This window comes from Pseudomonas sp. GOM6 (genome assembly GCF_029537485.1).
Classification (GTDB): domain Bacteria; phylum Pseudomonadota; class Gammaproteobacteria; order Pseudomonadales; family Pseudomonadaceae; genus Aquipseudomonas.
The window spans coordinates 15,728-33,912 of the sequence record NZ_JARPUS010000020.1 but is presented as its reverse complement, the minus strand read 5'-3'; the positions used below and the strand labels follow the sequence as shown (position 1 = coordinate 33,912).

Below are 18,185 nucleotides of genomic sequence, written 5' to 3'. Positions count from 1 at the left end.
AGCCCACGCATGAAGCCTTCCAGACTGCTACTCGGCTTGCTCGGCGGCCTGCTGGCCTTGGCCATCATCCTTGGCAGCCTACCCCTGCTCGGCATCAAGCTGGCAGCGACTCTGCAGCCACTGTGGTGGGGGCTACTCCTGGCCCTGCTCGTACTCGCCAGCCTCGATAGCCTGTGGCTGCGCCGCCTGCCGACGCCTCGGGTACAGCGCCAGTTGCCTGGCAATCTGCCGCTCGGCCGCTGGAGCGAAGTACGCCTCAGTCTGCACCATGAGCTCCGCCAACCGCTGAGCGTGCAGGTATTCGATCATCTGCCTGCACAGATGGATTTCGAGTTCCTGCCGCAAGCCGTGGCGCTGCGTCCGGGCGAACAGACGGAGTTCGGCTACCGCGTGCGCCCGCTCAAGCGCGGGCACTTCCGCTTCCCCCGCTGCGAACTGCTACTGCCCAGCCCGCTGCGCTTGTGGCAAGCCCGACGCTTCATTGATCAGGCCAGCGAGACCCGCGTCTACCCCGACTTCGCCCGCCTCTACGGCGCTCAGCTGATGGCCGTGGATGACTGGCTCAGCCAGCTCGGCGTACGCCAGCGCCCGCGCCGCGGACTGGGCTTGGAGTTCCACCAGCTGCGCGAATTCCGCGATGGCGACACCCTGCGCCAGATCGACTGGAAGGCCACGGCACGCAAACGCACGCCGATAGCCCGCGAGTACCAGGACGAACGCGACCAGCAGATCGTTTTCCTGGTCGACTGCGGCCGGAGCATGCGCAGCCAGGATGATGACCTCAGCCACTTCGACCACGCCCTCAACGCCTGCCTGCTGCTCAGTTACGTGGCCCTGCGCCAGGGTGACGCAGTGGGCATGGCGACCTTCGCCAGCGATCAGGACCAGTACCTGGCCCCGCTCAAGGGCCCTGCCCATATCAACAGCCTGCTCAACGCCGTGTACGCGCTGGACAGCACCCGTCGCCCGGCCGACTACGCCGCCGCCATCAACCAGTTGCTAGCCCGACAGCGCCGCCGCGCCCTGGTGGTGCTGGTCACCAACCTGCGCGACGAAGACGATGAAGAGTTGCTGGGTGCGATCAAGCGCCTGGGGCGCCAGCACCGCGTGTTGATCGCCAGTCTGCGCGAAGACGTGCTTGATCGTCTGCGCCACACCCCGGTACAGGACTTTGAGCAGGCCCTGGCCTACTGCGGCACCGTGGATTACCTGAATGATCGCGCCAGCCTGCACGAGCGCTTACAGGCCCATGGAGTACCCGTACTGGACGCCCGCCCGGCAGAACTCGGCCCCGAACTGGTCAGCCGCTACCTGGCCTGGAAAAAGGCCGGCGTGCTGTAAACAAACTAATCGCTGGGTCAGCTGGGGAGAGGCGGCACGCGCCGAAACCCAGCTCAGCACTATCAGCCGATCAGAATGATCGACCAAACCAGCGTAATCACCGCCAGCGAAGTCAGCTGAGCCGCACTGCCCATGTCCTTGGCATTCTTCGACAGCGGGTGGCGCTCCAGGGAAATCCGGTCGATGGCGGCCTCCACCGCCGAATTGAGCAGTTCGACGATCAGCGACAGTAAGCTGACTGCCACCATCAGCGCCCGCTCCACGGGGCTGACATCAAGCCAGAAAGCCAACGGCAGCAGAATCGCATTGAGCAGCACCAGCTGACGAAAAGCGGCCTCCCCGGTGAAGGCGGCGCGCAGGCCGTCGAACGAGTAGCCGGCGGCATTGAGGATACGCTGCAGGCCGGTCTGGCCCTTGAATGGCGACATGGAAAATCACTGTCCTGTAATAGAAACGGCGCGACTCTAGCGAGCGCGCCGTCAAAAATGCGTGAAGCGCGGTTACTGTCCCGGCACCGACTCCATCTGCTGCAGCAGCAAGGCCGCCTGGGTACGTGTCCGGACCCCTAGCTTGCGGAAAATGGCGGTGACATGGGCCTTGATGGTGGCCTCGGAAACGTTCAGCTCGAAGGCAATCTGCTTGTTCAGCAGGCCATCGCAGACCATGGTCAGCACGCGAAACTGCTGCGGTGTCAGACTGGCAAGGCCTGCGCTGGCGGCCTTAGCCTCATCGGAAACACTGATCGCCTCGAAGGCCTGTGGCGGCCACCAGACCTCACCATCGAGCACCTGGCGCACGGCCTGCTGGATGGTTTCCAGAGGGCTGGACTTGGGAATGAAACCACTGGCGCCGAACTCACGGGCTCGCGCTACAACAGCAGCTTCTTCTTGCGCAGAGATCATGACGACCGGCACTTGCGGGTATTGCCCGCGCAGCAACACCAGGCCGGAAAAACCGTAGGCACCGGGCATATTCAAGTCGAGCAGCACTAAATCCCAATCGGCCTTCTCTGCCAGGCAGGCTTCCAATTCGGCAATGCTGGAGGCTTCGACCAGACGCACATCCGATCCCAAACCCAGCGTCAGTGCTTGCTGCAAAGCACTGCGAAACAGGGGGTGATCGTCGGCGATGAGTATTTCGTATGCGGCCATGGGCGTTCCCTGTTGTTGTTGTGGGCCGGTCTACAGGCGGCGCCAAGCATGCCCAGCCGTGACGGGGTGGTCAAGTTCCTCGCTTTACGGCAAAGTCGCGGGCTTTTGCCTGCCGAGAAATACCATGCGAAGCCAAGCCCTGCGTGCCGACCTGTTAATGCTGCTGACCGCCATGATCTGGGGTTCGGCCTTTGTCGCCCAGCGTCTGGGCATGGATGCCATTGGCCCCTTCCTCTATACCGGCCTGCGTTTCAGCCTGGCCTGCCTGGTTCTACTGCCACTGGTGTACTGGCTGGGCCGCCGCGAAGGTGAACACAAACCCGCGCCCATAAGCCGCGGCCTGCTACTGGGCGGCCTGGCCATGGGCCTGGCACTGTCCCTGGGCATCAACCTGCAACAGGTCGGCCTGCTGTTCACCAGCGTGACGAACTCCGGTTTCATTACCGGCCTGTATGTCATCGTAGTACCGTTACTCGGCCTGGTCATTGGCCAGCGTACCGGCATGGGCACCTGGCTTGGCGCGCTGCTGGCGGTGGTCGGCATGTTCCTGCTTAGCGTCGGCGAAGGCTTCCAGGTTGCCTCCGGGGACTGGCTGCAACTGGCCGGCGCTTTCGTCTGGGGTATTCACGTGCTGCTGGTGAGTTTCTTCGCCAGCCGCCATGACCCGCTGCGCCTGGCGTTGCTGCAGTTCATAACCTGCGCCGTGTTGAGCCTGGTGCTGGCGGTGATTTTCGAAGAAATCCAACTGGACGCCATCCTGGCTGCAGGCCCGGCCATTCTTTATGGCGGTCTGTTCGGCGTAGCAGTCGGCTTTACTCTGCAAGTGGTGGCACAGAAGCACGCCATCGCCTCCCACGCCGCCATCATCCTCTCTCTGGAAGCGGTATTCGCCGCCATTGCCGGTGCTCTGCTACTGGGCGAAACACTGGCACTGAAAGGTTACTTCGGTTGCGCGCTGATGTTCGCCGGCATGCTGCTCGCACAACTGTGGCCGAAGAAGGCCTGATCAGAGGAAAGGCTTGAGCGCCTGGTGTGCCGGACTCTGTTCGTTCAGCACACGCCGGTGCTTGGCATCCAGGTAATGCTCGGTGAACAGATCCAGCCAGGCGTCCAAGGCATTGGCCGCCTGATTCTCCCCAGCCAGCTCCAGGCACAGCGCCGCTACCTCGGCCGTACACAGGTGCTCATCATGCTTGGAGCGGCGCAGACGATAGCGTGAGAGCTGTTCGGGCCGCAGGCTGAGCACCGGGAAACGGTTCAAATACGGACTTTTGCGAAACATCTTGCGCGCCTCGGTCCAGGTGGCATCCAGCAGGACGAACAGTGGCTTTTTGCCCGCATCGAGCGGCGGCAATGTTTCGATCACCCGCTGCGGCTCGACATACTCCCCCGGAAACACCACACAGGGTGCGTACTGCGGATCATCCAGCAGGGCCAGCAGGCGTGGATCGACCTCGGTACGTAGCCAACCAAAAGCGTGGGTGTCTGGCACCAGATCGGCAATCAACCAGCCGGTATTGCTTGGTTTCAATGCCTCCACGTCATACATCAACAGGCACATGCCGGCCTGCACCTCGACCTTGGGGCGCCACGCACACAGGCAGTAACTGGGGATAACCCTGCAGTCCGGACAGCGCTCGGCACGCGAGCCGCGGGCAACGAAAGGCTTGCGGCTACGGGCCAGACGCTCGGCGCGCAAACGGGCGACGGCATGACTCATGGAAAACTCCGACGAGAGGGGGCGCGCAGTCTACTCCCAGCCCGGCCTGGGGTTAAGATGGCGACAATCGAACCTGACCAATGATTGCAGGTCGAAGGCCGCACAGTCGCCACCGGAGAGTTCCATGCTACGTCTTGCCTCACTCATTGCCCTGCTGTCTTTGCTACCCGGCGCTCACGCAGCCTCACTCAAGGAGCAGGAGCTGCGCCAACTACTGGGGCAAGTCGCCCAGCAAAGCAGCATCGGTACGCCACGTGCGATCAATGCCGATATTCTCGATCAGGGTTACACGGTGGAGGGTACAGAGTTGATCAACCATCTCAGCGTTCGCCCAGCCCATGCTGAGCAGATGCGTGCCAACCCGGATACCGTCCGCGCCCAGTTGGCCAACAGCGTGTGCAGCAACCCCGGCTATCAACAATTGCTGCTCAAAGGCGCGGCACTTCGCTATGAGTTCAGTGAATTCAAGAGCAACCTGCCCGTCGCAACCGAGCGCTTCAGCGCAGCCGATTGCCCAGCTCCTTGATCCCCGGCTGACAGCCCTAGCCTTTCGCCGCTTTGTCCTGCTCATCGTCAGCCCTGATTTCGGCCAGCAAGGCCTCCATGTAGCGCGAGCGCCGCACACCGCCCTCCAGTCGGCGCAAGCACTCTTCTTCCAGGCTCAAACCATTGCTGCGGGCGGCATGCACCAACAAACGGTACAGATCCAGATTCAGCTCCAGTGTCAACTTGGGCATACCTGCCCCTCCCATCCTGTTAAGCGCCTGCTCTGCTACCGATAAAGCCCCATTCGAGCAGCTTCACCTGACAAGTAAATCAGAGGAATTGCCACTCTCTAGCGTAGGGGACGAGCGGTGAAGCCTAAATGTTCGGATGCTCACAAGGCTCTAGCACGCGGATCCGGCCATACTCTCAGGAAGAGCCCAGCACCATAGAAGTGGTTGCAGCGGGCCACCCCAGAAGGAAACGAACATGCCTTATGAACCGGACGACTACCTGTCCCGCCACTTCCAGACCAGCGGCATCGACTTGAACAGCAAGGTCGATGAACTCATTTCCCTCATCGTTCCACCGGGCAGCGTCAACCTGCCGCTCTACCGGGAAATGCTCACGACGGTGATTCGCATGGCCCAGGCGGACCGGAATCGATGGGACGCCAAGATCATGTTGCAGACCCTGCGAGAAATGGAGACTGCATTCAGCAGGCTCGAAGACTTCAAGCGCCGCCGTAAGGTAACGGTGTTCGGCTCGGCTCGCACACCCGTCGGCCATCCCGTCTATCAGTTGGCCCGCGAACTTGGCCAGACCTTGGCTCGTCTCGACCTGATGGTCATCACTGGCGCCGGCGGCGGTGTAATGGCCGCCGCCCATGAAGGCGCCGGGTTGGAAAACAGCCTGGGATTCAATATCACTCTCCCCTTTGAGCAGAGCGCCAACCCCACCATCAGCGGCAGCCCGCACCTGCTGTCATTCCACTTCTTCTTTCTGCGCAAACTGTTCTTCGTCAAGGAAGCCGACGCACTGGTGCTCTGTCCAGGAGGCTTCGGCACCCTGGACGAGGCCCTTGAAGTCATGACTCTGGTACAAACCGGGAAGAGCCCTCTGGTTCCTATCGTTCTGCTCGACGAGCCTGGCAGCAACTATTGGGAGTCGGCACTGCAATTTCTGCGCGAGCAATTGCAGGATCGCCACTACATCCTACCCAGCGACCTGCAACTGGTCCGTCTAGTCCACAGTGCCGAAGAAGCAGGTCAGGAGATTGCGCGTTTCTACCAAAACTTCCATTCATCCCGCTGGCTCAATAGCCACTTCGTGATTCGTATGAACCAACCGCTCAATGCTCCTGCACTGGAAACACTGAACAAGGAATTCAGCGACCTTTGTTTGAGCGGCAGCTACCTGCAGCAATCATTCTGCGAAGCAGAAAGCGACGAACCGGAACTCTGTGCCCTACCGCGCCTGGCCTTTCACTTCAACGCCCGCAACCACGGGCGATTGCGCGAGCTGGTGGACTTCATCAACCTGCCACAGAACTGGCAGTAGAAAGACGGGCACACCCTTACCCAGAAAACAAAAGACCCGCGATGAGCGGGTCCAAACAGAATCCGAAGAGGGGAGGCTTCGGACTCAAAGGGAAATCAGTCCAGGCTGGCGCCACGTAACAGTCGACCTATCTGCTCCTGGGCATAACCACGATAGGCAAGGAAGCGCATCTGCTTGGCCTTCTCGCGCACGTCCTTGGGCAGATCACCACCGAACTTACGCTGCCACAGGTCACGTAGTTGCTCTGCCCAATCAATAGCAGACTCACTCAGCGCCTGCTCAATGGCATCCCGTGGGAGCCCACGCTGGGCCAGTTCCTCGCGAATTCGCAGCGGTCCATATCCACCCCGCGCACGACTGGCCACGAAACTCTCCAGATAGCGAGCTTCCGACAGCAAGCCCTCTTGCGCCAAGCGCTCAAGGGCAGTGTCGATCAACTCGTCCGGAGCGCCGCGCTGGCGGAGCTTGCGGGTCAGCTCGACCCGACCATGCTCGCGCCGCGCCAGCAAATCCATCGCGGCACGGCGCACTGCAACCGGCGTATCCAAGATGACGCTCATAGCGGCGTTCAGGGTGCTCAGGCGTCCAGATCTGCCGTTTCATCGGCATCGACTTCCGCCGCGCCACGGTTGTTGCTGGCAACCAGCAGCTTCTCACGAATGATCTTTTCAATGGCGCTGCCGGTTTCCGGGTTGTCTTCCAGGAACTTGGCAGCGTTGGCCTTGCCCTGGCCTATCTTGCTGCCCTGATAGCTGTACCAGGCGCCGGACTTCTCCACCAGACCGAGCTGCACACCCAGGTCGATGATCTCGCCTGTACGGTAGATGCCCTTGCCATACATGATCTGAAACTCGGCCTGACGGAACGGCGGGGCCACCTTGTTCTTCACTACTTTGACGCGGGTCTCGCTGCCGACCACCTCATCGCCTTCCTTCACCGCGCCAGTACGGCGGATGTCCAGCCGTACGGAGGCATAGAACTTCAGAGCGTTACCGCCGGTAGTGGTTTCCGGGTTGCCAAACATCACGCCGATCTTCATACGGATCTGGTTGATGAAGATGACCAGACAGTTGGCGTTCTTGATGTTACCGGTGATTTTGCGCAGCGCCTGGCTCATCAGGCGTGCCTGCAAGCCAACGTGGGCATCGCCCATTTCACCTTCGATCTCGGCCTTGGGCACCAGAGCAGCCACGGAGTCCACGATGATCACGTCCACGGCGTTGGAGCGCACCAGCATGTCGGTGATCTCCAGGGCCTGCTCACCGGTATCCGGCTGCGAGACCAGCAGGTCATCAACATTGACGCCCAGCTTGCCGGCGTAGTCCGGATCCAGCGCGTGCTCAGCGTCGACGAAGGCACAGGTGGCCCCCATCTTCTGGGCTTCGGCAATGACCGACAGGGTCAGCGTGGTCTTACCGGAAGATTCCGGACCGTAGATTTCGACGATACGACCTTTCGGCAGACCGCCGATGCCAAGGGCAATATCGAGGCCGAGGGATCCGGTGGAAATGGCCGGAATGGCCTGGCGGTCGTGGTCGCCCATACGCATCACGGCACCCTTGCCGAACTGCTTCTCGATCTGGCCCAGGGCTGCCGCCAACGCGCGCTTCTTGTTCTCGTCCATTTCCATCCTCACGTGATCAAAGGGAGCCGGTCGCTCACCAACAACTGTATAAGTAGACAGTAGTATTCCATAAGGCAAGTCGCCCGCCTACCCCTGCTGGGGATTTTCTCCTGCCGCCAGTCGGAGCACGCCCCGCAATGCCCGCTCGACCGTTTGCCGGCGCACTTCGCCACGATTTCCTGCGAACAGGCAACACTCACTGTACAACTGCTCGCCCGAGGCCCAGGCCAGCCAGACAGTACCGACCGGCTTTTCCACCGAGCCGCCATCAGGGCCCGCAATACCGCTGACCGCCACGGCAAAGCGTGCGCCGCTGGCTTTCTGCGCACCTGTCACCATGGCTTCGACCACCTCGCGACTGACCGCCCCAACCTGCGAGAACAGCTCTGCCGGCACACCAAGCTGAGCCGTCTTCTGTGCATTGGAATAGGTGATGTAACCGGCCTCGAACCAGGCCGAACTACCGGCAATACGGGTGATGGCCTCGGCGATACCGCCACCGGTGCAAGACTCGGCAGTACTGACCTGAGCACCTGCCTTCTTGAGTTGCGAACCCAGTTGCTCTGCCAACAGCGTAATCGAATCCATATGCTCTCCGGGGTGAAACGGGACAGGGGGATACCCTACACTACGCGCTTTTGCGATTTCAGCCGGACCGTAGAACATGAGCGATTTGTCAGCCCACACTCCGATGATGCAGCAGTACTGGAAGCTGAAAAATCAGCATCCGGACCTGATGATGTTCTACCGCATGGGTGACTTCTACGAGCTGTTCTACGAGGACGCCAAGAAGGCCGCAGCCCTGCTGGAAATCACCCTCACCGCGCGCGGTCAGTCCGCCGGCCAGGCCATCCCCATGGCAGGTATCCCCTTCCACTCTGCCGAGGGCTATCTGGCGCGACTGGTGAAGTTCGGCGAGTCAGTGGCGATCTGCGAGCAGATCGGCGATCCGGCCACCAGCAAGGGGCCGGTGGAGCGCCAAGTCGTCCGCATCATCACGCCAGGCACCATCAGTGACGAGGCACTGCTCGACGAGCGCCGCGACAACCTGGTTGGCGCCGTACTGGGCGACGAGAAACTGTTCGGCCTGGCCACGCTCGACATCACCAGTGGCCGTTTCAGCGTGCAAGAGATCAAGGGCTGGGAAAACCTGCTGGCCGAGCTTGAGCGCCTGAACCCTGCCGAACTGCTGATCCCCGATGACTGGCCCCAGGGCCTCCCGGCCGAAAAGCGTCGCGGCTCGCGGCGCCGAGCGCCCTGGGACTTCGAGCTGGACAGCGCGCGCAAGAGCCTGTGTCAGCAGTTCTCCGTACAGGATCTCAAAGGCTTCGGCTGCGAAGGCCTTACCCTGGCCATCGGCGCCGCCGGCTGCCTGCTGGCCTATGCCAAGGAAACCCAACGTACCGCCCTGCCGCACCTACGCAGCCTGCGCCACGAGCGTCTGGACGATACGGTCATCCTCGACGGCGCCAGCCGCCGCAACCTGGAACTGGACACCAATCTGTCCGGTGGCCGCGACAATACCCTGCAATCGGTGGTCGACCGTTGCCAGACCGCCATGGGCTCGCGCCTGCTCACCCGCTGGCTGAATCGCCCGCTACGCGACCGCTCCGTACTGGAGGCACGCCAGGAGTCCATCGCCTGCCTGCTCGATCGTTACCGCTTCGAACTCCTGCAACCGCAGCTCAAGGATATCGGCGACGTCGAGCGCATCCTGGCCCGTATCGGTCTGCGCAATGCCCGCCCGCGCGATCTGGCACGCCTGCGCGACGCACTCGCCGCCCTGCCGCAACTGCAGAGTGCGATGACCGAGCTGGATGCCCCCCATCTGACCGAACTGGCAGTCAACATCCGTACCTACCCGGAGCTGGCCGACCTGCTGGCTCGCGCCATCATCGACAATCCGCCGGCGGTGATTCGCGACGGCGGCGTGCTGAAGACCGGCTACGACGCCGAGCTGGACGAGCTGCAGTCGATCAGCGAGAACGCCGGCCAGTACCTGATGGATCTGGAGGTGCGCGAGAAAGAGCGCACCGGGCTGGCCAACCTCAAGGTCGGTTACAACCGGGTACATGGCTACTTTATCGAACTGCCCAGCAAGCAGGCCGAGTCAGCGCCAGCCGACTACATCCGTCGCCAGACACTGAAAGGCGCCGAGCGCTTCATCACCCCGGAACTGAAGTCCTTCGAGGACAAGGCGCTGTCGGCCAAGAGCCGAGCTCTGGCCCGGGAAAAGCAGCTCTACGAGGAACTGCTGGAACTGCTTATCGCCCAGCTTGCCCCGCTGCAGGATACCGCCGCCGCCCTTGCAGAGCTGGATGTACTGGCCAACCTGGCCGAGCGTGCGCTGAATCTCGATCTCAATCGCCCATGCTTCGTCGAGGAACCCTGCCTGCGCATTGATCAGGGTCGCCATCCGGTCGTCGAGCAGGTACTCGACACCCCATTTGTCGCCAACGATCTAGGACTGGACGACGACACCCGCATGCTGATCATCACCGGCCCGAACATGGGTGGTAAGTCGACCTACATGCGTCAGACCGCGCTGATCGTACTGCTGGCCCATATCGGCAGCTTCGTGCCGGCAGCGGCCTGCGAGCTGTCATTGGTCGACCGCATCTTCACCCGTATCGGCTCCAGCGACGACCTGGCAGGCGGTCGCTCCACCTTCATGGTGGAAATGAGTGAAACCGCCAACATTCTGCACAACGCCACCGATCGCAGCCTGGTTCTGATGGACGAGGTGGGGCGTGGCACCAGTACGTTCGACGGCCTCTCGCTGGCCTGGTCGGCCGCTGAGCATCTGGCCAAACTGCGCGCCTGGACCCTGTTCGCCACCCACTACTTCGAGCTGACCGTGCTGCCGGAGAGTGAACCGGTGGTCGCCAACGTGCACCTCAACGCCACCGAACATAACGAGCGCATTGTCTTCCTCCACCATGTACTGCCTGGTCCGGCCAGCCAGAGCTATGGCCTGGCCGTTGCTCAACTCGCAGGCGTCCCCAGCCCGGTCATCAAGCGCGCCCGCGAGCACTTGGCACGGCTGGAGACCACCAGCCTTCCTCATGAAGCAACACGCAGCGAGTCAGGACAGGTAGGCGCACCGTTGCAGAGCGACATGTTTGCCGCTCTGCCGCACCCGCTGCTGGAGGCATTGGGCAAGATCAATCCGGATGATCTGACACCACGCCAAGCTCTTGAGCTGTTATATACATGGAAGACGCAGGTCTAACGCCAAGCGGCCCAAGCTGATAGAATCGCGCGCAATTTTACGACTGCCCGGTTTACAGCCTGAGCCGCGGCCAATACTGAGCGCCTGCAAACCCGCATAGACGGGTTCAGGCCGCCGCCCGAGGAGAGAATCTGAGATGACCTTCGTCGTTACCGACAACTGCATCAAGTGCAAATACACCGACTGCGTGGAAGTCTGCCCGGTAGACTGCTTCTATGAAGGTCCTAACTTCCTGGTCATCCATCCGGACGAGTGTATCGACTGTGCACTGTGCGAGCCCGAGTGCCCCGCCCAAGCCATCTTCTCTGAAGATGAGGTACCCGAAGATATGCAAGAGTTCATCGAACTGAACGCCGACCTGGCCGAAGTCTGGCCAAACATCACCGAGAAGAAAGATGCCCTTGCTGACGCCGAGGAATGGGACGGCGTGAAAGACAAGCTGCAGCATCTGGAGCGCTGATAGCGCATGCAAAAAGGCCCGCTTATGCGGGCCTTTTACTTTTCTGCAGGCAAAAAAAGGGGCGGTGTTACCCGCCCGCTCTTTCTTCCCTGCTCCCTGAGAATCCTTTCATCATCCTGATGAACCGCATCCAGCGGCTGATCCTGAGTCGCCATCCTGACAACCGTGCCGTTTCCCTTGGCACGGCTTCATATTAGCGCCCCACTTGAGCAGAACAAGCCCGCCAGAAACCCCAGCCAACGCCATACACCCTCCACATAGAACTATAAAAACCATATATATCAGATACTTACAAAAAATAAGCAAACGAAAATAGTTACCAGCCAACACCTATAAACCGAGATCGCTTACAACCTGCGTAAGCAATCACTTACAAGCAGCGCATAAAAAACCCGGCTTAAGCCGGGTTTTGAGCAGCTAAGCAGCCTTACTGGAACAAGGCGTCGCTCGACAGACCATTCTTCTCAAGGATCTCCCGCAGACGCTTGAGTGCTTCGACCTGAATTTGCCGCACTCGCTCACGGGTCAGACCGATCTCCTGGCCGACCTCCTCGAGCGTGCAGCTCTCATGACCACGCAAGCCAAAGCGACGTACCACCACTTCGCGCTGCTTGTCGGTCAGTTCCGACAGCCACTGATCGATGCTCTCTGACAGATCATCATCCTGCAGCAACTCGCAAGGATCGGTAGGACGATCATCGGTAAGGGTGTCGAGCAACGTTTTATCCGAGTCCGGCCCGAGGGATACATCCACAGATGTGACCCGCTCATTGAGACCGAGCATGCGCTTGACCTCGCCAACCGGCTTCTCCAACAGATTGGCGATCTCCTCGGCAGACGGCTCATGGTCGAGCTTCTGGGTCAGCTCACGGGCTGCTCGCAGATAGACATTGAGTTCCTTTACCACATGGATCGGCAGTCGAATCGTACGGGTCTGGTTCATGATGGCCCGTTCGATGGTCTGGCGAATCCACCAGGTCGCGTAAGTAGAGAAACGGAAGCCACGTTCCGGGTCGAACTTCTCCACCGCCCGGATCAACCCCAGGTTGCCCTCTTCAATTAGATCCAATAGCGACAGTCCACGATTGACGTAGCGTCGTGCAATTTTCACCACCAGACGCAAGTTACTTTCGATCATGCGCTTGCGCCCAGCAGGGTCGCCCTTCTGCGCCAGACGCGCAAAATGCACTTCTTCCTGCGGAGTCAGTAGTGGAGAAAAGCCGATTTCGTTGAGGTACAGCTGAGTGGCGTCTAGCGCCCGGGTGTAATCGATGTATTTGTGTTGCTTGAGGGTGCTGGTCGAGTTTTTGGATTTGGCGCTGGAAGCCGGCAGCTCGTTTTCTTCTGCCCGCTCTTCCAGAACGATGTCCGGCTCCATCAAGAGCACTTCATCGTCGACGTCAAACTCCGGCGCTTCTTTGCTGAGTGCCATTGTTGTTGTCCCTTGCTGAGTTCGACAACAAGCCCTAGCGACGCCCACTCCAGTTACCCATCAGGAGAACCGGCCCCCCAAGATAGTCCAGGACTATCCTGCTGCCGACAGATTGCACGCCTGATGAATTGCTGGAGACTCCTTGGCAACACTAAAGCCCGCTCGTCCTACGCGTGGAACAAGTTGGCGGCAAGATCAACGACGGGGCAGATACTGCAAAGGATCGACAGGTTTACCCTGACGGCGAATCTCGAAATGGAGCTTCACCCGGTCGGTTCCTGTGGAACCCATCTCGGCAATATGCTGTCCGACTTTGACCTGCTGTCCCTCCCGAACCAGCAACCTGCGGTTATGACCGTAGGCGCTTACGTAGGTATCGCTATGCTTGATGATGACCAGTTCGCCGTAGCCCCGTAATCCACTTCCGGCGTACACAACGGTCCCATCAGACGCAGCTAAAACAGGCTGACCCAAATTCCCGGCGATATCAATTCCTTTATTCAAACTTCCGTTTGACGAGAATTTGCCGATCAGTACTCCAGAAGAAGGCCAGGCCCAGCCCTTTGACGAACGAGTAACGCTTTCTACCTTGCCTGGGGCAGGCGGAGTACTGCTCACAACAGGGGCTTTACTGACCGTTGCGGGCTTGGTTGCAGGCACGCTCTGGACGGGCGGACGACTGCTGACCACTGGCGCGGTGACTGGCGTGGCCGGTCTAGTCGGCTGCACCGCTGCAGATGCAGAAGATGGCGGCATACCAAAATGGATAGCCTGGCCAGGGCGAATCACATAGGGCGCCGAGATGTTGTTTCGCGCAGCCAGGGCTTTCCAGTCCCAGCCAAAACGAAAGGCAATCGAATAGAGCGTATCGCCACGCTGAACCCGATACTGACCACTGGTGACTTGTTGTTGGTACTGACGCTGAGCCTGGGTACCGCTCTGCGTGCGGTCAACCACCTGGACCGGTCCCGACGGCTTGCTTGCGCAGCCTGCCAGCAAGGCTGCGAAAAACACTGCACCCAAGGCGTGGTGCTTTCGCTGCTGTGTGAGGCTCAATCCGTGCTCCCTTGGCGCTCTGCTTATAAGTGCGCGTATTGTGCCGGAATTATTCGGCAGAACCAGCGCTTTGCTGTTGCCGCCCAGCCAGCCACTCGAGTCCGAGCACAAGCACTACGCCGGCCACCGCCAGCATAATAGCCAGCATCCACTGCGAATCCTGCCCGACCAGGCTGGTGAACTGCGTCGGCCAGAGGTTTTCCTGCTGCAACGGAACTTGCTGACCATGGCTGTCGGCACGCCAGGTCAGCGTCTGCTTCCAGGGCCAGACCTTGTTTAGCGAACCGAGCATCAGACCGGTGAGGAAGGCCAGGGTCAGATCACGATAGCGCGACAGTAGCCAACTGAGCAGGCGTGAAAAACTGAGAATACCGACCAAGCAGCCCGCCGCGAATACGGCCAGCACAGTCAGATCCAGACTCTTGACCGCCCCCAACACCACGGCATAAAGCCCCATCAACAGCAGCAGGAAACTGCCCGAAATACCCGGCAGGATCATGGCGCAGATGGCGATGGCGCCCGCCAGGAACAGGCTTAGCGGATCACTGCCCCACTGCATGGGCGAAGCTACGGTAATCCACCAGGCGAAGGCGATACCCACCACAAAACTGAACACGCGCGTCCAGTTCCAGCGCCCAATCTCCCGAGCCACCAGATGACTGGAAACCAGAATCAGGCCGAAGAAGAACGACCACAGTGGAATCGGATGCGTGTCCAGCAGCCAGGTGATCAAACGCGCCAGGCTGAACACACTGGTGAGAATCCCGGCGAACAGCACCAGCAGGAAATTGACATTGGCGATCTGCCAGGCCTTGGCCACCCGACCACGCAGTAACTGCACCAGCGCTTCGGGCACGCTAGCGATGGAACGCAGCAATTCATCGTAGATGCCCGTGATGAAGGCAACTGTGCCACCAGAAACGCCTGGCACCACGTCAGCTGCCCCCATCGCCATGCCTTTGGCGAACAACAGGAAATAATTTTTCATCGCGCTTTCCGTAGCAGGAGCGGATCAGGCCAAAGGCCCATTGAGCAAGGGAACGAAACGCACCAGATCAAGCACATGCCGGCTATAGCCGTCCTCTTCACGCACGATCAGCAACAATTCCTGGGTTTCTCCGGAGCCCACCGGAATCACCAGGCGTCCGCCGATGGCGAGCTGGTCCAGCAGCGACTGCGGCACCTCCGCCGCAGCGGCCGTAACGATGATGCCGTTGTACGGGCCCAGCGCATTCCAGCCTTCCCAGCCATCGCCCCAGCGAAACACCACGTTGCGGATATTCAGCGAGGCCAGGCGTTCTTTGGCGCGCTCCTGCAGGGACTGGATACGCTCCACCGAAAATACCCGTTCGACCAATTGGGTCAGCACGGCGGTCTGGTAGCCGGAGCCAGTACCGATCTCCAACACTTTGTCCAGCGGGCCGCCGGCCAACAACAGCTCGGTCATGCGTCCGACGATATAGGGCTGGGAAATGGTCTGGTTATGACCGATAGGCAGCGCGGTGTCCTCATAGGCACGATGAGCCAAGGCCTCGTCCACGAACAGATGGCGCGGCGTGCGACGGATGACTTCCAGCACATGCGGATTGGAAAGGCCCTCTTCATACAGGCGCTCGATCAGACGCTCGCGGGTACGCTGCGAGGTCATGCCAATACCATGGCGCTGTTGCATGTCTGGCATCACAGCAGCCCCTCCAACCAACCTTCAATGCTGCCGAAGGCCTCGTTGAAGGTGCGATCGAGCTGCAGCGGGGTGATCGACACATAGCCCTGCATCACCGCATGGAAGTCGGTGCCCGGCCCCCCGTCCTCGGCATCACCGGAGACGGATATCCAGTAGCCTTCCTTGCCGCGTGGATTGAGCTGTTTGACCGGCGCTGCCGCGCGTGCACGGTGCCCCAGACGAGTCAGCTGCACACCGCGGATATGCTCCAGCGGCAGGTTGGGCACGTTGACGTTGAGCACGGTACGCGGCGGCAGGTCGAGCCGATCATGGGCTTCGACCAGCTTGCGCGCGAAATAGGCCGCCGTCGGCAGGTTATCGGGCTGGCGTGACAACAGCGAGAAGGCGAAGGCGGGACGCCCCAGAAAGCGCCCCTCAAGAGCGGCCGCCACGGTGCCGGAATAGAGCACGTCGTCACCCAGGTTGGCCCCCAGGTTGATACCCGACACCACCATATCCGGCACCGGGTCGAGCAATGCATTCAGGCCAAGGTGGACACAGTCGGTCGGCGTACCATTAAGGCTGATATAGCCATTGGGCAGCGTCGACGGATGCAGCGGCCGGTCGAGCGTCAGCGCACTGCTGGCGCCGCTCTTGTCCTCGCTCGGGGCGATAATCACGCACTCGGCGTAGTCCTGCAGCGCGCCGTGCAGCGCGGCGATACCGGGCGCCAGCACCCCGTCGTCGTTGGAGATCAGAATTCGCATGGAGTTTCCGTCTGCCCTGCCGGCAGTAGATCAACCAGTTCACGCACCACCGCGGTGGCGAAGCATCCGGCCGGCAGGACGAATTGCAGTTGCAGTATCTCGGGTTCCGGATAATGCCACGTCAAACCGGTGATGGGGAGGCGCAGGATACGCCGTTCGTGCGCCATGCCCGCTGAGACCAGCCAGTCAGCCAGGGCAGGCTCCTCCTCCGCCACCGCCTGTTCCTGCTCATGCGGGGCAGAAGCCGCCGGCGAGGGGCCTTCTCCCCACAGCGGCCCGGTGGGGTGCAGGTCGAGGATCGCCAGGCGCGGGTCGCTGGTTTCCGCCTCACCGGCCATGAAGAAGCTGCGGCTGGTGGTGAAGGCCAGCAGATCGCCGACCAGAGCGGCATTCCACGTGCTGGCCGCCACCCGACGGGCCAACAGGCGATTGAACAGATAGCTGCGCGCCGCCGACAACAGACGCGAACGGGTGTTGCGCTGCTCTGGCAGCTCCTTGCGCTCGGCGAAGGCACGCGCATCGACCACATTGCCGCCCTGCCAACCAAAGCGCTGCAACCCGTAGTAGTTGGGCACGCCCTGCTCACGAATGCTCTGCAGGCGCTGCTCCAGCGCTTCGCGGTCGCCATGCAGATTGGTCAGGCGCAGGGTGAAGCCATTGGCCGAGTGGGCGCCGCGCTGCAGTTTGCGCGAATGACGCACGGTTTTGAGGATACTCAGGCTGTCGCTTGCGGCCGCGCTCAGATCAGGATCGCTCTTGCCTGGCAGGTGCAGGCTGAACCACTGCCGGGTCAGCGCCTGGCGATCCTTGAGCCCGGCGTAGCTGATATTGCGCTGTGACACACCCGCGGCACGGGCCAGGCGACGAGCAGCCTCCTCGGTGTTCAAACCGCGCTTTTCCACCCACAGCCAGAGGTGCTCACCCTGCCCTGACAGCGGAATCTCCAGCACTTCATCGACCTGGAAGTCTTCGGCCACCGCCTTGAGCACCGCCGTGCCACAGGGCTCACCATGGGCGCGCGGGCCCAGTAGTTGCAGCTCGGTCATACCTTGAACAGCAGCGCCACGGCGTGAACCGCGATGCCCTCCTCACGCCCGGTAAAACCGAGCTTCTCGGTCGTAGTGGCCTTGACGTTGACCGCCTCCAGCTCGACCTGCAGATCTTCGGCGATTCGCTCACGCATGGTCTGGATATGCGGCGCCATCTTCGGCGCCTGAGCGATGATGGTGGCGTCGATATTGCCGACCACATACCCCTTGGCCTGGATCAGCCCCAGCACATGACGCAGCAGGGCACGGCTGTCGGCCCCCTTGAAGGTGGGGTCGGTGTCGGGAAAGTGCTTACCGATATCCCCCAACGCACAGGCGCCGAGCAACGCATCACTCAGCGCATGCAACAGCACGTCGCCGTCGGAATGGGCAATCAGACCGAACTTGTGGGGAATACGCACGCCGCCGAGGGTAATGAAGTCACCCTCGCCGAACCGGTGCACGTCATAGCCATGGCCAATACGCATGATCGTTACCCTTTTGAACAGGGCCGGGATTCTACCCGAAAGGACAGGTGGTGCGACCGATTCGCAAATGGCGAAGACGAAATGCGCTGCAGGCCGCCGGCACCGAGCCGCTCAGCGCCTTGCCTCGAGGCCAACATGGTAGCCACGAACAGCAGCGGCAGGCGCTTGCTCACCGGAGCC

General features: G+C 61.0%; 20 protein-coding genes. 6 read left to right on the top strand and 14 right to left on the bottom strand.

What is annotated here, in order from left to right:
* Positions 1-9 precede the first annotated feature (9 nt).
* Positions 10-1,341 carry a DUF58 domain-containing protein gene (locus P7A97_RS18590; RefSeq protein ID WP_277691846.1) on the top strand — a complete coding sequence of 444 codons (1,332 nt, stop codon included), beginning with the start codon at positions 10-12 and terminating at the stop codon, positions 1,339-1,341.
* A 62-nt stretch (positions 1,342-1,403) separates the two neighbouring features.
* Here the strand turns inward: P7A97_RS18590 and P7A97_RS18585 are convergent, their stop codons facing one another.
* Together P7A97_RS18585 and erdR are read right to left on the bottom strand one after the other, a co-directional pair.
* Complete coding sequence (locus P7A97_RS18585; RefSeq protein ID WP_277691845.1) at positions 1,404-1,769, bottom strand: diacylglycerol kinase; 366 nt, start codon at positions 1,767-1,769, stop codon at positions 1,404-1,406.
* Positions 1,770-1,841: 72 nt separating this feature from the next.
* The gene (erdR, locus tag P7A97_RS18580) at positions 1,842-2,492 is read right to left on the bottom strand and encodes a response regulator transcription factor ErdR (protein WP_277691844.1); all 651 of its coding nucleotides are present in this window, start codon (positions 2,490-2,492) and stop codon (positions 1,842-1,844) included.
* Between the two features lie 124 nt (positions 2,493-2,616).
* Between erdR and P7A97_RS18575 the strand changes: the two genes are divergently transcribed.
* Complete coding sequence (locus P7A97_RS18575; protein ID WP_277691843.1) at positions 2,617-3,498, top strand: DMT family transporter; 882 nt, start codon at positions 2,617-2,619, stop codon at positions 3,496-3,498.
* Here P7A97_RS18575 and P7A97_RS18570 read toward each other — a convergent pair whose 3' ends face one another.
* A complete protein-coding gene (locus P7A97_RS18570; protein WP_277691841.1) occupies positions 3,499-4,212 on the bottom strand; it encodes a tRNA-uridine aminocarboxypropyltransferase in 714 nt (237 codons plus the stop codon).
* A gap of 124 nt (positions 4,213-4,336) precedes the next feature.
* On the opposite strand from P7A97_RS18570, the gene P7A97_RS18565 reads away from it, so the two are divergent.
* Positions 4,337-4,738 (top strand): quorum-sensing-regulated virulence factor family protein, encoded by a 402-nt coding sequence (locus P7A97_RS18565; protein WP_277691840.1) that lies wholly within the window; start codon positions 4,337-4,339, stop codon positions 4,736-4,738.
* Positions 4,739-4,754: 16 nt separating this feature from the next.
* Here the strand turns inward: P7A97_RS18565 and P7A97_RS18560 are convergent, their stop codons facing one another.
* Positions 4,755-4,949, bottom strand: a complete 195-nt coding sequence (locus tag P7A97_RS18560; protein WP_277691839.1) for a hypothetical protein — start codon at positions 4,947-4,949, stop codon at positions 4,755-4,757.
* A gap of 235 nt (positions 4,950-5,184) precedes the next feature.
* Between P7A97_RS18560 and P7A97_RS18555 the strand changes: the two genes are divergently transcribed.
* Positions 5,185-6,255 carry an LOG family protein gene (locus P7A97_RS18555; RefSeq protein WP_277691838.1) on the top strand — a complete coding sequence of 357 codons (1,071 nt, stop codon included), beginning with the start codon at positions 5,185-5,187 and terminating at the stop codon, positions 6,253-6,255.
* Positions 6,256-6,350: 95 nt separating this feature from the next.
* On the opposite strand, the gene recX is transcribed toward P7A97_RS18555, so the two are convergent.
* The 3 genes from recX to P7A97_RS18540 form a co-directional block, all read right to left on the bottom strand.
* Positions 6,351-6,815, bottom strand: a complete 465-nt coding sequence (gene recX, locus P7A97_RS18550) for a recombination regulator RecX (RefSeq protein ID WP_277691837.1) — start codon at positions 6,813-6,815, stop codon at positions 6,351-6,353.
* A gap of 17 nt (positions 6,816-6,832) precedes the next feature.
* Positions 6,833-7,879: a recombinase RecA gene (gene recA, locus P7A97_RS18545; protein WP_277691836.1), complete on the bottom strand. Its 1,047-nt coding sequence runs from the start codon at positions 7,877-7,879 to the stop codon at positions 6,833-6,835.
* An 87-nt stretch (positions 7,880-7,966) separates the two neighbouring features.
* Positions 7,967-8,467, bottom strand: coding sequence for a CinA family protein (locus P7A97_RS18540; protein WP_277691835.1), 501 nt, complete (start codon positions 8,465-8,467; stop codon positions 7,967-7,969).
* Positions 8,468-8,543: 76 nt separating this feature from the next.
* Between P7A97_RS18540 and mutS the strand changes: the two genes are divergently transcribed.
* Together mutS and fdxA are read left to right on the top strand one after the other, a co-directional pair.
* Entirely contained in the window at positions 8,544-11,111 is a 2,568-nt protein-coding gene (gene mutS, locus P7A97_RS18535; RefSeq protein WP_277691833.1) for a DNA mismatch repair protein MutS, read from the top strand.
* A gap of 136 nt (positions 11,112-11,247) precedes the next feature.
* A complete protein-coding gene (fdxA, locus tag P7A97_RS18530; RefSeq protein WP_021441853.1) occupies positions 11,248-11,571 on the top strand; it encodes a ferredoxin FdxA in 324 nt (107 codons plus the stop codon).
* Positions 11,572-11,998: 427 nt separating this feature from the next.
* On the opposite strand, the gene rpoS is transcribed toward fdxA, so the two are convergent.
* The 7 genes from rpoS to ispF all read right to left on the bottom strand — a co-directional run bounded on the left by rpoS (position 11,999) and on the right by ispF (position 18,005).
* Entirely contained in the window at positions 11,999-13,003 is a 1,005-nt protein-coding gene (rpoS, locus tag P7A97_RS18525) for an RNA polymerase sigma factor RpoS (RefSeq protein WP_277691832.1), read from the bottom strand.
* Between the two features lie 195 nt (positions 13,004-13,198).
* A complete protein-coding gene (locus P7A97_RS18520; RefSeq protein WP_277691831.1) occupies positions 13,199-14,059 on the bottom strand; it encodes a peptidoglycan DD-metalloendopeptidase family protein in 861 nt (286 codons plus the stop codon).
* A gap of 49 nt (positions 14,060-14,108) precedes the next feature.
* Complete coding sequence (locus P7A97_RS18515; RefSeq protein WP_277691830.1) at positions 14,109-15,047, bottom strand: DUF368 domain-containing protein; 939 nt, start codon at positions 15,045-15,047, stop codon at positions 14,109-14,111.
* A gap of 24 nt (positions 15,048-15,071) precedes the next feature.
* Positions 15,072-15,707, bottom strand: a complete 636-nt coding sequence (locus P7A97_RS18510; protein ID WP_277691892.1) for a protein-L-isoaspartate(D-aspartate) O-methyltransferase — start codon at positions 15,705-15,707, stop codon at positions 15,072-15,074.
* 32 nt (positions 15,708-15,739) lie between these two features.
* Complete coding sequence (gene surE, locus P7A97_RS18505) at positions 15,740-16,489, bottom strand: 5'/3'-nucleotidase SurE (RefSeq protein ID WP_277691829.1); 750 nt, start codon at positions 16,487-16,489, stop codon at positions 15,740-15,742.
* Positions 16,477-17,535, bottom strand: coding sequence for a tRNA pseudouridine(13) synthase TruD (gene truD / locus P7A97_RS18500; RefSeq protein ID WP_277691828.1), 1,059 nt, complete (start codon positions 17,533-17,535; stop codon positions 16,477-16,479). Before truD ends, surE begins: the two co-directional genes overlap by 13 nt.
* Positions 17,532-18,005, bottom strand: a complete 474-nt coding sequence (ispF, locus tag P7A97_RS18495) for a 2-C-methyl-D-erythritol 2,4-cyclodiphosphate synthase (RefSeq protein WP_277691826.1) — start codon at positions 18,003-18,005, stop codon at positions 17,532-17,534. Before ispF ends, truD begins: the two co-directional genes overlap by 4 nt.
* Between the last annotated feature and the right edge of the window lie 180 nt (positions 18,006-18,185).